This is a genomic window from Kushneria konosiri, from assembly GCF_002155145.1.
Taxonomy (GTDB): Bacteria; Pseudomonadota; Gammaproteobacteria; order Pseudomonadales; family Halomonadaceae; genus Kushneria; species Kushneria konosiri.
In genome coordinates this window covers 905,186-918,568 of record NZ_CP021323.1, presented here as the reverse complement: position 1 = coordinate 918,568, position 13,383 = coordinate 905,186, and the positions used below count along the sequence as shown (strand labels likewise).

Sequence of the window (13,383 nt, the reverse complement as noted above, 5' to 3'; positions counted from 1 at the left end):
TACCATGTCCGATGTTCAACAGGGTGCCTCATCTGCTACCGATTCCTCTGCTCGCTCGGCGTCGGGCCGCAGCGGTGGGTTCGATCTGGGGCGCATTCTTCTTGAAGGGCGAGCCTTTTTTGCCCTGATCGCCATCATCATCATCTTTTCGATCCTGTCACCGGTCTATTTCTCGACCAACAACTTCCTGACCATGTCGTCCCACGTGGCCATTTTCGGGCTGCTCTCGATCGGCATGCTGCTGGTCATTCTGACCGGCGGCATCGATCTTTCGGTCGGCTCGACCATGGGGCTTTGCGGGGTAATCGCAGGCTTCATGATGCAGGGCGTCTCGCTGGATATCTTTGGCGTGACGCTCTATCCGCCAGTCTGGGCCGTGGTGGTGCTGACCTGTGTGGCCGGCGCGTTTGTGGGCATGATCAATGGGGTGCTGGTGGCGGTCTTTCGGGTCCCGGCCTTTGTGGCAACGCTTGGCACACTCTATGTGGCGCGCGGCGCGGCCCTTTTGATGACCGATGGCCTGACCTACAACAATCTGGGTGGCAACCCGGAGTTTGGTAATACGGGCTTTGACTGGCTGGGCTTCAACCGGCTGTTCGGCGTACCGGTAGGCGTGTTGATCTTCGCTGCGGTGGCGATTGCCTGCATGTTTGCGCTCAATCGCACGCCCTTTGGGCGCTGGGTCTATGCCACCGGCGGCAACGCGCGCGCTGCGGAGCTTTCCGGGGTGCCGGTCAAGCGGGTTCAGGTGTGGGTGTATGTGCTCTCCGGCGTATGTGCCGCCATTGCAGGCCTGGTGCTCTCTTCGCAGCTGACGTCAGCCGGGCCGACAGCCGGTACCACCTATGAGCTGACCGCCATTGCTGGCGTGGTCATCGGTGGGGCGGCGCTGACCGGCGGGCGTGGCAACGTGCGTGGCACGCTGCTCGGGGCGTTTGTCATCGGGTTTCTCTCCGACGGTCTGGTCATTATCGGGGTCTCTTCCTATTGGCAGACCGTGTTCATGGGGGCCGTCATCGTACTGGCCGTGCTTTTGAACAGTATCCAGTACAAGCCGCGCAAAAAGCGCGCAGGCGGTGTTGACGCGCCACAAAAGACTTCAGCGTCATCCGGGGCAGCATAAATCCGCTCGGGCGACATCGAAACGCCGGTTCGCCGGCACTCCAACCGTCAAGGCAAGGGGAAACATCATGTTGAGAAAGGGAAAGCATCTTTTGATGGCGGGTCTGGCCGTCGGCGCCATGGTGCTCGGTGGCAGTGCGCTGGCGCAGGATCAGCAAAAGGGATTGATCTCGATCATCGTCAATGACACTTCCAACCCATACTGGTTTACGGAGGGCCAGATTGCCCGCGAAACGGCTGAAGAGATGGGCTACAGCGCCAATGTCAGCGCCCACAAGGGCGACACCAACGCTGAAAGCCGTCAGGTGGATACCGCGATCACCAACCAGGCGAAAGCCATCATTCTTGATCCGGCCAACGCGGATGGTTCGATCGGGGCCGTGAAGAAGGCGGTCAATGCCGGTATTCCGGTCTTTATCGTCAATGCCGAGATCAACCAGCAGGGGCTGGCGAAGGCACAGCTCGTGTCCAACAATGCCCAGGGTGCGGCACTGGGGGCGCAGCAGTGGGTCGAGGCCGTGGGTGACAGCGCTCGCTATGTCGAACTCAAGGGGGCGCCTTCTGACAACAATGCTGCCACGCGTTCCAACGGCTATCAGACCGTCTTGACGCAGTATCCGGATCTTGAGCTGGTCGCATCCGACGTGGCCAACTGGGACCGTACCCAGGGCTACAACAAGACCCAGAGCATGCTGCAGGCCAACCCTGACATTCAGGGCGTGATCAGCGGTAACGATGAAATGGCACTCGGCGCCATTGCCGCCCTGCGTGAATCGGGCAAGCTCAAGGATGTCGTGGTCGGCGGTTTTGACGGCTCACCGGATGCGGTACAGGCGGTCAAGGATGGCGACATGGCCTACACCGTGCTTCAGCCTGTCGCCGTGTTCTCCAAGCGTGCCGTGGAGCTGGCTGATCAGTTCATCCGTACTGGTGAAACCGGTCTGAATGGTGAAAAGCAGCTCTTTGACTGCCTGCTGATCACGCCGGACAACGTCGATCAGGTGACTTCTCCGTTCGTGCTGGAGCAGTAAACGCGACGCTTGCGTATGCGCCACCCCACGAAGCCGCCTTTCATGGCGGCTTCTTTTATCGGGGTACAACCCGCTTCAGGAATATGACTCGGCGGAGTTGTTCAAATGTTCGGTAATTGATCATTAATGGTGCCTGTTTCGTCATTCGTGACGTCTCCGGAGATGCTCGGAACAGGGTTTTTAAAAATCATTAAAATCAAGGAATTAAGTTTTCATTGCGCTAAAGTATAAGGTTTCATTGCCCGCCATTGATTGACCGAGCCGGGTCTGTGGCGTTATTTCATTTGTCCAAGGCAGGAACAAATGATGTTTGCAGCCCCCGATGAGGTGACCATGTCTGACACACTGACGCAGAACAACGTTTCCCAGCACGAGATTCCCAAAACCATGCACGCCGTGGTGGCCTACGGCCCCGGTGACTATCGCTATGAAGAGGTGCCGGTGCCCGAGCTCGACAATGACCGCGAAATTCTGGTCAAGGTCGAGGGTTGCGGTATTTGTGCCGGTGATATCAAGTCCTTTGATGGGGCGCCCAGTTTCTGGGGTGACGAGTATCAGCCGGCCTATATCAAGGCGCCGATGATCCCCGGGCACGAGTTTATCGGTCGGGTGGTGAAGGTTGGCGATGCCGTGACCGACTACAAGCCCGGTGATCGCGTCATCTCCGAGCAGATCGTGCCCTGCTGGGACTGCCGTTTCTGTGGTCGTGGTCAGTACTGGATGTGTGAAAAACACGATCTCTACGGCTTCCAGAACAACGTGAACGGCGGCATGGCCGAGTACATGAAGTTCACGAAAGAAGCGATCAACTATCACGTGCCCGAAGAGCTGCCGCTGGAAAAGGCCATTCTGATCGAGCCGTATGCCTGTTCGCTGCACGCCGTTCAGCGCGCGAAGATCGAACTGGGGGATGTGGTGGTACTCTCCGGGGCCGGGACGCTGGGCCTTGGCATGGTCGGGGCCGCCAAGAAGGCCGGGGCCGAAAAACTGATCGTGCTCGATCTCTTTGATGAGCGCCTTGAACTGGCCAAAAAATTTGGCGCTGACATGGTGCTCAATCCCAAAAACGATGACGTGGTGTCGATCATCAAGGAGATGACCGGCGGATACGGCTGTGATGTTTACATCGAGGCGACCGGCCACCCGAAATCGGTCGAGCAGGGCCTGTCGATGATTCGAAAACTGGGCCGTTTTGTCGAGTTCAGCGTGTTCAAGGACCCGGTCAGCGTCGACTGGAGCATCATCTCCGATCGCAAGGAACTCGATGTACTGGGCTCGCATCTGGGGCCGTACTGCTATCCGCTGGTGATCAATGGCATCAGCAATGGTGATTTTCCCACCGAGGGTGTGGTGACCCACAAGCTGCCGCTGGAGAAGTTCGAGGAAGGCTTTGAGCTCATGACCAGCGGGGCAAAGTCACTGAAGATTGTGCTGATCCCTTAAGGTTTGATCTGAAACCAGAGGTTGACTCGAAACAGCGCGACCACTCGGCCGCGCTGTTTTTTATGCCCGTGTTTCAGGCCGGAATTCATACCGTCCACGGACATTGTGATGTCCATCAGTGTGATCGCAGGTGGCGGTCAGACCTGTTGAGTCAGCTGCCGATGGCAGGCCGAGTACCTGCCATCATCAATCGTTCAGACCATCTCGACCCAGTCCGGAGACTGGGCGACTTTCACACGATCGATCAATTCAAGCCTGCCTTGAACAAGACGGTAGGCCGCCACGTGTTGAGACTGCTGGCCGGCTGCCAGCATCAGCTGTCCGGTGGCATCCAGCGCAAAGCCTCTGGGTTGCGCTTCGACTTCGAAGGCACCGATGCGTGTGAGCTCGCCGCTGTCGGCATCGACCTCGAAGGAGGTCACCAGCGAACTGCTGCGCTCGGAGGCGTACAGATAGCGACCTTTTGCGTCGAGATGAATATCTGCCGCCCAGAAGGTATCGGCCTCGCCCTTGTCGATCACGACCCGCTGCCGCCTGTTCAGGCCTTTCGTGCGGCTGTCGTAGTCAAACAGCGTGATGGAGCCGTCCAGCTCGCCAAGCAGATACACTCGCGTGCCCTCGGCGTTAAAAATCAGGTGTCGGGGGCCGGTACCCTCGGGAAGGGTGGTCTCGATCGTGTCGGAAAACGGTGGCTGTGCGTCGAGGGCCGAGCAGTAGAGCCGGTCGCCGCCAAGGCTTGTGAACAGCACATTGCGCTCCTGCGGGTCGGGCACAATGCAATGGGCGTTGGGTTCGGTGGTCCAGCGTCCCTGCTCGCGCTCGACGCCGCCGTCCTCTGCCATGTCGTAGGCGGCTACCAGATGGTGGTGATAGGACGCTGAAAAGAGGCGACCATCCCGCGCTGGGCAGGCCAGATAGGCGACGCTTTCATGAATGGGAAAGGTCGATACCGGCGCAAGCTGATGGCTCTGGGCATCAATGGCGAAGGTGAAAATGCCCATGGGGGTGCCCCGGCCGGCAGCATGGAGATAGCGCCGGTCCGGACTCAGGCACAGTGGCAGGGAGCCGCCGGCCTTTTCAAGGTCGGGAAGGGGGACGCGCTGAACCAGTTCGAGATGGTCGTTGGCAAAGCGCACCAGACAGACCTCGCCGGCGCCGCCGCAGCCGATATAGGCCATTAGGGATTGCGGTGATGACATGTGCCCATCCTGGGATTGAAGGTGAAGGGACAAGAATTACAGCCGTGCCTTCTTTAATCCAGTGTCTGATGGTATAGCGCACGCTTCATCGAGATGTCATCAACCCGCGGCGGGCATTTCGGCCGGGCCGACGTGATGGCGTGCGCGCTCGTCATGAACGTCCTGCGTGATGACCATGAAGACATTGCACGGGTGCGGGTTAGGCACTTTGCTTTTACCGGGTGTAAACTTTTTGTCCTGTGCCGATAGTATCGGTATCCACATTCATGACAGGACGTCTGCGCCATGCAGCACGGCCTGGCCTTCCATATTTTGCTCAAAAATGAGCGACAAAAGGATCCAGAGTCTTCATGAGCGAATACTCCCTCTTTACCTCCGAATCCGTATCTGAAGGACATCCTGACAAGATTGCCGATCAAATTTCCGATGCGGTGCTCGATGCCCTGATCGCCCGGGACAAGCAGGCGCGTGTGGCATGCGAGACGCTGGTCAAGACGGGAGTCGCGATCGTGGCCGGCGAGATCACCACCAGTGCGTGGGTGGATCTGGAAGATCTGGTGCGTCGCGTGATTTCCGATATTGGCTATACCTCCTCTGAAGTCGGCTTTGATGGCGCCACCTGCGGTGTGCTCAATCTGATCGGCAAGCAGAGCATCGATATTGCCCAAGGCGTTGACCGCTCCAGACCCGAAGATCAGGGCGCGGGCGATCAGGGCCTGATGTTTGGCTATGCCACCAACGAGACGCCGTCCTACATGCCGGCGCCGATCCACTTTTCGCATCGCCTGGTCGAGCGTCAGTCCGAGCTGCGTAAAAACGGCACGCTCGCCTGGCTGCGCCCGGATGCCAAGAGTCAGGTGACCTTTCGCTACGGTGAGGATGGCAAGCCGGTCGCGGTGGACGCTGTCGTCCTGTCGACCCAGCACGATGAGAGCATTTCTCAGGAGGAGCTGCGTCACGCGGTCGAGGAGCTGATCATTCGTGATGTGCTGCCCGAAGAGTGGATCACCGAGTCGACACGGTTTCATATCAACCCGACCGGCAAGTTCGTGATCGGCGGGCCGGTCGGTGACTGCGGCCTGACCGGACGCAAGATCATTGTCGATACCTATGGCGGCATGGCCCGTCATGGCGGGGGCGCCTTCTCCGGCAAGGACCCTTCCAAGGTAGACCGCAGTGCGGCCTATGCCGGGCGCTATGTGGCCAAGAACGTGGTGGCCTCCGGTATCGCCGATAAATGCGAGATCCAGGTCTCCTATGCCATTGGCGTGGCCGAGCCGACGTCGGTGGCCATCAATACGTTTGGTACCGGCAGGATCAGCGATGACAAGATCGTCGATCTGGTGCGTGAGCATTTCGATCTGCGCCCCTACGCCATTACGCGCATGCTGGATCTGCTCCACCCGATGTATCAGCTTACCGCGTCCTATGGGCACTTCGGTCGTGATCCCTTCGAGCACACCTATACCTGGAAGGACACGCGAGGCGAGATGCAAAGCGAAACCTTCACCGCCTTCCCCTGGGAAAAAACCGACCGGGCAGAAGCGCTTCGAGACGCCGCCGGGCTGTAAATCCTGATCGATGGGCCGCGAACTTTCCGGTCCACTCCACAAAAGCCCACCAATGCGTGGGCTTTTTTGTGAGGGATGTTTGGCTATGCTCAAGGGCGTCTGCCTGTTTCGAGCAGACCGATTCTTCAATCGAGTCCCTTTTTCATGCTGAACATTGCTGCACTGTTTATTACCGTGACCGCGCTCTTTTCGTGGTTCAACTACCGCTTTATCCGTCTGCCGGCCACCATCGGTGTGATGGTGATCGCCCTTGTAATGTCCCTGGCCTTGATCGCGCTGGATCATCTGGGCTTTACCCTGGTTACGGATCTGACCGAGCAGTGGCTTGGCAGCATCAACTTCAATGCCCTGTTGATGGACGGCATGCTGTCCTTTCTGCTGTTTGCAGGCGCCCTGCATGTGGATATCAACAAGCTCAAGCGATATCGCTATTCGATCGGCTTTCTGGCCTCGGTCGGCGTGGTGGTATCAACGCTCGCGATCGGCAGTGCCGCCTGGTGGCTGTTTGCCACTTTCAGCATCCATGTACCGTATCTTTATTGTCTGGTCTTTGGTGCGCTGATTTCGCCGACCGACCCGATTGCCGTGCTGGGGATCATGCAAAACGCCGGGGCGCCGGAGGACATGGAGACCAAGATCGTGGGCGAGTCGTTGTTCAACGATGGGGTAGCCGTGGTGGTCTTTACCCTGTTGGCGGCAGCGGCCACATCGGGTGCGCAGCTGACCGCCACCCACTCACTGATCCTGTTTGCCGAGGAGGCAGGTGGTGGTCTGCTGCTGGGATTTGTCATGGGCTATATCGCCTATCAGATGATGAAAAGCATCGATCAGTATCAGGTTGAGGTGCTCATCAGTCTGGCGCTGGTGCTGGGTGGCTATGCTCTGGCCACCTGGATTGAGGTCTCCGGGCCGATCGCGATGGTGATTGCCGGACTGTTTATCGGCAATCGCGGTCGCGAACATGCCATGTCGGACAATACCCGCCGCTATGTAGACGGTTTCTGGGAACTGATTGACGAAATTCTCAATGCCGTGCTGTTTGTCCTGATCGGACTGGAGCTTTTGCTGATTCCCTTTGAATGGGGCTATCTGATGGTGGCCGCGCCGCTGGTCGTGATCATTCTGGCGGTGCGTCTGACGACCATCGGACTGCCGCTGATGGCGATGCGTCACTGGGTCGACTATCGGCGGGGTACGACCCGGGTGCTGACCTGGGGCGGGCTGCGTGGCGGCATTTCGGTGGCACTGGCGCTGGGGCTTCCGGACAGTGACTACCGCGAGCCGATCGTGATGATCACCTACATTATCGTGCTGTTTTCCATTCTGGTGCAGGGATTGACCATCGGTAAGCTGGTCGCTCATGTGGTGCCTGGAGGCGACAGGTCATCCGACACCACGAAACACCACTGATCTCAGGCCTCTTGTTTCACGCCTGTGTGCCGATAACATGAGCGAGTCTGGCGGCTTTTGCGTTCAGTGTTGACCATTCAAGGCGCCAGCCCGCTATAATTTGCACCAGATTTTTTGCCTCACCCTGTTGTGAGGTGCCATGTCCACTCGAGGGGCGCTGCAGCAGGAGGAGGATTTCTGCGAGGCTCGAGCTGGATACCCCGGATTCAACGGCGCCCGCTATCTGCCAGGAGTATTATTTCATGGCTACTGCCGAAAACGCCGTTCATCAGGATTACAGGGTCGCCGATATCAGTCTTGCCGACTGGGGCCGCCGCGAAATTCGCATCGCCGAAACCGAAATGCCGGCACTGATGAAAATTCGCGCCAAGTATCGCGACCAGCAGCCGCTCAAGGGCGCCCGCATTGCCGGCTGCATCCACATGACCATCCAGACCGCGGTGCTGATCGAGACGCTGATCGAGCTGGGTGCCAGCGTGCGCTGGTCCTCGTGCAATATCTTCTCGACCCAGGATCAGGCCGCTGCGGCCATCGCTGCCGCTGGTACGCCGGTCTTTGCCTGGAAGGGTGAAACGGAAGAAGAGTTCTGGTGGTGCATCCAGCAGACCATCGAAGGTCCGGACGGCTGGCGCCCGAACATGGTGCTCGATGACGGCGGCGATCTGACCCTGATGCTCCATGACGATCACCCCGAGCTGCTGGATGCCATTCATGGCATCAGTGAAGAGACCACGACCGGCGTTCATCGTCTGGTCGAAATGATGCGCAAGGGCACGCTGCGTGTACCGGCCATCAACGTCAACGATTCGGTGACCAAGTCGAAAAACGACAACAAGTATGGCTGCCGCCACTCGTTGTCGGACGCCATCAAGCGCGGTCTCGATCACCTGCTCTCCGGCAAGCAGGCGCTGGTCATCGGTTACGGTGATGTGGGCAAGGGCTCGGCAGCCGGGCTTCGCAACGAAGGCATGATCGTCAAGGTCAGCGAAGTGGACCCGATCTGTGCCATGCAGGCCTGCATGGACGGCTACGAAGTCGTTTCGCCCTATATTGACGGTGCCAACGACGAGTCCGGCAACAACCTCGATACCTACATGCTGGGCAAGATTGATGTGCTGGTGACCACGACCGGCAACATCAATGTCTGTGATGCCGGCATGCTGGGTGCGATCAAAAAGGGTGCGGTGGTCTGCAACATCGGCCACTTCGACAACGAGATCGATACGGCCTACATGCGCAAGCACTGGGCGTGGGAAGAGATCAAGCCGCAGGTCCACAAGATCTACCGTGATGGCACCCCGGGCAACTTCGATCCGACCAGCGATGACTATCTGCTGCTGCTCTCGGAAGGGCGTCTGGTGAACCTGGGTAACGCGACCGGCCACCCGTCACGCGTCATGGACGGCTCCTTCGCCGACCAGGTACTGGCACAGATTCACCTCTATGAGCGCCGGTTTGCCGATATCCCGGTCGACGAGCGCCCGGAGGTTACGGTTGAAGTCCTGCCCAAGCAGCTCGATGAGGAAGTCGCCCGCTACATGGTCGAAGGCTTTGGTGGCACGCTTACCAAAATGACGCCGAAGCAGGCCGAGTACCTGGGTGTGCCGCAGGAAGGCCCGTTCAAGCCGCACGAGTATCGCTACTGAGTGATTGACCGGCCCTTCAGGGTCGGTTCGATCCAGACCATGAATGCCCCGAGGCCGCTTGAGCGAGCCTCGGGGCGTTTTTTATGTTCGCAGGAAGCGTTGTGTGGGTGACAGGCAGGGCATGGCGTTAGCCCTTGGTCGTAGCGGGCTGGGCCTGACGGACAAGTACGACATAATGACCGGTCTGCCAACGGTCATGGTCTGTCCCGCAACAGGTCTGGCATTTGAATCAACCTTTAGAGGATCACCGTATGCGCTTCCCTCAGGCCTTCGCACTGACAGGCCCGCTGATGCTGCTGTCACTGCCGGCCATGGCACATCCTGGTCACGAACATGGCTCGGGCCTGATGGCGGGGCTTTTGCATCCGCTGACCGGAATGGATCATCTGCTGGCCATGGTCGCAGTAGGGCTCTGGGCCGGATTTGTCATGCCGCGCCGTGTGCTGGTTGCTCCCCTGACGTTCATGGCGGCCATGGGCAGTGGCGCGCTTCTGGGCTGGGCAGGCATCCACCTTCCGCTGGTGGAGACCGGCATCGTGCTCTCCGTGGTTGTTTTTGGTCTGCTGACCCTGACCGGTGGCCAGCAGCAGTCTGTCATGCTGACCCGCGCCTCTCTGCTGTGCATCGGGCTTTTTGCCGTATTGCATGGGCACGCGCATGCGACCGAAGCCAGCGGTCATGCGGGTGCTTATCTTGCCGGATTCATGCTCTCCACCGCGGCTCTGCACGGGCTGGGTGTATTGATGGCACTGGCCGTTGCCCGCGGTCAGGCCGGGCGTTGGGTGCAGCATGTCAGCGGTGCCGTGATTGCCGGGGGTGGAGCGTTTTTGATGTTGGGCGCAGCCTGAACGCCAGGCAGGCGCTTTAGCGTTTCATCAGTTTCCTGAGCTGTGTGACGGTGCGGGTATTGAGCACGTCCTGTCGTTCCAGCCCGCCTCGGCGGGCCTGCGTTACGCCCAGCGCCATGTGACCCAGCTGCTCGGTGGCGTGCGCATCGGTATTGATGGCCAGCATCACGCCAATGTCGCGCGCCATGCGAGCCCAGTGGTCGGCGAGATCCAGTCGGGCGGGCTGGGCGTTGATCTCGAGAAAGACGCCGCGCGCTTTTGCCCCGTGCAGCACGGCTTCCATATCGACGTCATAACCCTCGCGGCCGTTGATGATGCGACCGGTAGGGTGGGCCAGAATATTAACGTATGGATTATCCATGGCGCGCAGGATACGCGCTGTCTGTTTTTCCCGTGACAGGTCGAACCTGGAATGGATCGAGAATACGCAGACGTCGAGTGCCTTGAGCACATCATCGGGAAGGTCGAGCGAACCATCTTCCAGAATATCGACCTCGTTACCCTTGAGAACGGTGAAGTTTTTCAGCCGTTCATTGAGCGCGTCGATCTCGGTCATCTGCTCGCGCAGGCGTCTGGCATCCAGGCCGTTGGCCATGGCCAGACGCTGTGAGTGATCGGTAACGGCGATATAGCGATAGCCGCGCCTTTTGGCGGCACGGGCCATGTCTTCAAGGCTTGCCTTGCCATCCGAAGCCGTGGTGTGCATGTGCAGGTCACCGCGAATATCATCAAGGGTGACAAGCTCGGGCAGGGTGCCTTCAAGGGCGGCCTCGATTTCGCCGCGATTTTCCCTCAGCTCGGGCGGTATCCAGGGTAAATCGATCTGTGCCAGCACCTCTTCTTCAGTGCGGCCTGCCAGCTGCTGTTTTCCCTTGTAGACGCCGTATTCGTTGATCCTGAGCCCGCGGTCGGTGGCCATTTTGCGAGTGGCAATGTTGTGTGCCCGAGAACCGGTAAAATAGTAAAGGGCTGCACCAAAGCTTTCATCACCCACCACACGGACATCCACCTGTAGACCCGAGTGAAGACGAAGGGTGGATTTTGTCTTGCCGTGAGAGACGGTTTCGGCAATCTCCGGGTAGGCCATCAGATGTGCCATGATGGCCGGGCCATCCTCGCTGCTGACCAGAATATCAAGGTCGCCAACCGTCTCGCGCCCGCGTCGCAGGCTGCCGGCCGCGCTGAGGCGCTGGGCGCTCTTTGCGTGTTCAAGCCAGGCGATCAGGTCGTCGGCGGCCCGATGGGCTTCATCAAGTCGCGTCCGTGGCGGGGCATCGTTGAGACGTTCAGCTTCCTTGAGGATGCCGGCCTCGGTTTTTTCACCAAACCCTTCGAGTGCGCGGATACGGCCATCACGGGCTGCCTTTTTCAATGTCTCGAGGCTGTCGATGCCCAGTGCCTCATGAAGCTGACGTATACGTCGAGGCCCCAGCTGGCTGACCCGCAAAAGCTGTAAAAGTCCGGACGGCAGGCGTTTTTCAGCCTCTTCAAGCACCGTAAGACGGCCCGTGTTGATCAGCTCGGTGATCTTTTCGGCCAGGTCGCGGCCAATACCGTCCAGTTCGGTCAGTGGCGCGTCATGAGTCACCATCTCCTGCAGGGCACGAGGATGGGATTCGATGGTCTGTGCGGCACTGCGATAGGCGTGAACGCGAAAGGCGTTGGCGCCTTCAATGTCCAGCATGTTCGCCAGGCGGTTGAGGATACGGGCTATATCGGCATTTTGCATGAGTCTCGGCTTCCGGTCCGGTCACATGAAAGGAGAGAGGGGCTGCTGTCAGCATAGTGATGCCAGGCCTTTTTCGTCGGCGAAGGCAACGAGTACTCGCCATGAAAAAGGGCCGCTGAGCGGCCCTTGTCCGAAACAGGAGAGGTTATTCCCAGCCAAGCTTTTCCATGTAGGCGCGCGCATGAACATCGACCGCCTTGATGGCGTACACGACCTGATCGGGTGTGAGGGTGTAGGCCAGATTGTGAATTGATTCGCCTTCCTTGAGCGCGGCTTCGGCCACGCGATACAGATCTTCGTCGCTGACGTCCTTGAGCTTGAGGGCTTCAAGCGTGACCGGCAGTCCCAGAGCGAGATAGAGATCCAGATACTCTTCCAGTTCGGCCTGAGGCGTCTGGTCCAGAATCAGCTGTGCGACGGTGCCATAGGCGACCTTCTCACCGTGCGTGAGCTCATGGATGTCGCCGTGAAGGGCGGTAAAGCCGTTATGAATGGCATGGGCGCCAGCCAGCCCGCCGCTTTCAAAGCCCAGTCCGCTGAGAAGCGTATTGGCCTCGACCACCGCCTCGAAGGCAGGTGTGACGATCCCGGCCTGGTTGGCCTGATAGGCCAGCAGGGCGTGATCGAAAAGCACTTCTTCGCATTTTTCGCCGATGGTCTGACCCAGAATGGTGGCCTGACCGCCGGCCATATTGGTGGCGCTGGCGCGAATGGCGGCCCGGGCCTCGACCCAGGTGGCCAGCGCATCGGCGATGCCGGAGGCCAGAAAACGCGGGGGCGCGTTGACGATGATGGCGGTATCGACCAGCACCAGATCGGGATTCTTGTTATAAAAGCGATAGGATTCGAATTCGCCTTCATCGCTGTAGATCACTGACAGCGCGCTGGTTGGTGCATCCGTCGAGGCGGTGGTTGGCAGTACGGCGCAGGCCGCCTGCATTCTGTCTGCGACGCCCTTGGCAGTATCAAGGGTCTTGCCGCCGCCAAACCCGATGACCACATCGGCCTTGAAGGTCTCGCCCTGCTTGATCAGTCGATCGATCTCGGCGGTGGAAGATTCGCCCTCAAAAATGGCACGCTCAAAGCGAATATCACTGCCCTTGAGGCTGTCACTCAATGCCTGGCCTGCCATTTTCCAGACGAAATCGTCAGCAATGACCAGCGCCTGCTGACCCAGCTGGGAGACGTAGTGGCCAGCGCGGGAGAGTGTGTTGGCGCCCTGGACATAGCGGCCGGGGCTGATAAAGACTTTCTCGTTGGGAGCTGACATCGAAGGTCTCCTTTAAGGGGGTAGTTGGCCTGTCCTGCCCTGACAGCATAGCCAGTCCATAAGGGGCCGGGATGCGGCAATTCGACGTATCCTGATGTTATGTCGATAATTGTC

General features: G+C 59.1%; 10 protein-coding genes and 1 riboswitch. Of the genes, 7 read left to right on the top strand and 3 right to left on the bottom strand.

The annotated features are described in order from the left end of the window. Window positions 1–4 precede the first annotated feature (4 nt). From B9G99_RS04330 to B9G99_RS04320, 3 genes are all read left to right on the top strand, one after another. On the top strand, window positions 5–1,123 hold the full coding sequence (locus B9G99_RS04330) for an ABC transporter permease (RefSeq protein WP_086620896.1): 1,119 nt from the start codon (window positions 5–7) through the stop codon (window positions 1,121–1,123). Between the two features lie 67 nt (window positions 1,124–1,190). Further along, window positions 1,191–2,153 (top strand): D-ribose ABC transporter substrate-binding protein, encoded by a 963-nt coding sequence (locus B9G99_RS04325; RefSeq protein WP_086620895.1) that lies wholly within the window; start codon window positions 1,191–1,193, stop codon window positions 2,151–2,153. A 333-nt stretch (window positions 2,154–2,486) separates the two neighbouring features. Then, window positions 2,487–3,596 (top strand): MDR/zinc-dependent alcohol dehydrogenase-like family protein, encoded by a 1,110-nt coding sequence (locus tag B9G99_RS04320; RefSeq protein WP_086623280.1) that lies wholly within the window; start codon window positions 2,487–2,489, stop codon window positions 3,594–3,596. 194 nt (window positions 3,597–3,790) lie between these two features. Here the strand turns inward: B9G99_RS04320 and B9G99_RS04315 are convergent, their stop codons facing one another. Beyond that, a complete protein-coding gene (locus B9G99_RS04315; RefSeq protein WP_086620894.1) occupies window positions 3,791–4,795 on the bottom strand; it encodes a lactonase family protein in 1,005 nt (334 codons plus the stop codon). Between the two features lie 350 nt (window positions 4,796–5,145). Here B9G99_RS04315 and metK point away from each other — a divergent pair, with 350 nt between their 5' ends. From metK to B9G99_RS04295, 4 genes are all read left to right on the top strand, one after another. Continuing rightward, the gene (metK, locus tag B9G99_RS04310; protein WP_086620893.1) at window positions 5,146–6,366 is read left to right on the top strand and encodes a methionine adenosyltransferase; all 1,221 of its coding nucleotides are present in this window, start codon (window positions 5,146–5,148) and stop codon (window positions 6,364–6,366) included. A 144-nt stretch (window positions 6,367–6,510) separates the two neighbouring features. Further along, window positions 6,511–7,776, top strand: coding sequence for a cation:proton antiporter (locus B9G99_RS04305; RefSeq protein ID WP_086623279.1), 1,266 nt, complete (start codon window positions 6,511–6,513; stop codon window positions 7,774–7,776). Window positions 7,777–7,919: 143 nt separating this feature from the next. Further along, a riboswitch (S-adenosyl-L-homocysteine riboswitch) is annotated at window positions 7,920–8,001 on the top strand. 17 nt (window positions 8,002–8,018) lie between these two features. After that, window positions 8,019–9,422: an adenosylhomocysteinase gene (gene ahcY / locus B9G99_RS04300; protein WP_086620892.1), complete on the top strand. Its 1,404-nt coding sequence runs from the start codon at window positions 8,019–8,021 to the stop codon at window positions 9,420–9,422. Between the two features lie 251 nt (window positions 9,423–9,673). Further along, entirely contained in the window at window positions 9,674–10,270 is a 597-nt protein-coding gene (locus tag B9G99_RS04295) for a HupE/UreJ family protein (RefSeq protein WP_227875922.1), read from the top strand. A 16-nt stretch (window positions 10,271–10,286) separates the two neighbouring features. Here the strand turns inward: B9G99_RS04295 and polX are convergent, their stop codons facing one another. Then, window positions 10,287–11,999 (bottom strand): DNA polymerase/3'-5' exonuclease PolX, encoded by a 1,713-nt coding sequence (polX, locus tag B9G99_RS04290; RefSeq protein ID WP_086620891.1) that lies wholly within the window; start codon window positions 11,997–11,999, stop codon window positions 10,287–10,289. Between the two features lie 145 nt (window positions 12,000–12,144). Beyond that, window positions 12,145–13,269 carry a glycerol dehydrogenase gene (locus tag B9G99_RS04285; protein ID WP_086620890.1) on the bottom strand — a complete coding sequence of 375 codons (1,125 nt, stop codon included), beginning with the start codon at window positions 13,267–13,269 and terminating at the stop codon, window positions 12,145–12,147. Window positions 13,270–13,383: the final 114 nt, after the last annotated feature.

Bases quoted from the DNA above. Each gene is read 5' to 3' on its own strand.
- B9G99_RS04330 (WP_086620896.1), top strand. From the start codon at position 5: ATGTCCGATGTTCAACAGGGTGCCTCATCTGCTACCGATTCCTCTGCT.
- B9G99_RS04325 (WP_086620895.1), top strand. From the start codon at position 1,191: ATGTTGAGAAAGGGAAAGCATCTTTTGATGGCGGGTCTGGCCGTCGGC.
- B9G99_RS04320 (WP_086623280.1), top strand. From the start codon at position 2,487: ATGTCTGACACACTGACGCAGAACAACGTTTCCCAGCACGAGATTCCC.
- B9G99_RS04315 (WP_086620894.1), bottom strand. From the start codon at position 4,795: ATGTCATCACCGCAATCCCTAATGGCCTATATCGGCTGCGGCGGCGCC.
- metK (WP_086620893.1), top strand. From the start codon at position 5,146: ATGAGCGAATACTCCCTCTTTACCTCCGAATCCGTATCTGAAGGACAT.
- B9G99_RS04305 (WP_086623279.1), top strand. From the start codon at position 6,511: ATGCTGAACATTGCTGCACTGTTTATTACCGTGACCGCGCTCTTTTCG.
- ahcY (WP_086620892.1), top strand. From the start codon at position 8,019: ATGGCTACTGCCGAAAACGCCGTTCATCAGGATTACAGGGTCGCCGAT.
- B9G99_RS04295 (WP_227875922.1), top strand. From the start codon at position 9,674: ATGCGCTTCCCTCAGGCCTTCGCACTGACAGGCCCGCTGATGCTGCTG.
- polX (WP_086620891.1), bottom strand. From the start codon at position 11,999: ATGCAAAATGCCGATATAGCCCGTATCCTCAACCGCCTGGCGAACATG.
- B9G99_RS04285 (WP_086620890.1), bottom strand. From the start codon at position 13,269: ATGTCAGCTCCCAACGAGAAAGTCTTTATCAGCCCCGGCCGCTATGTC.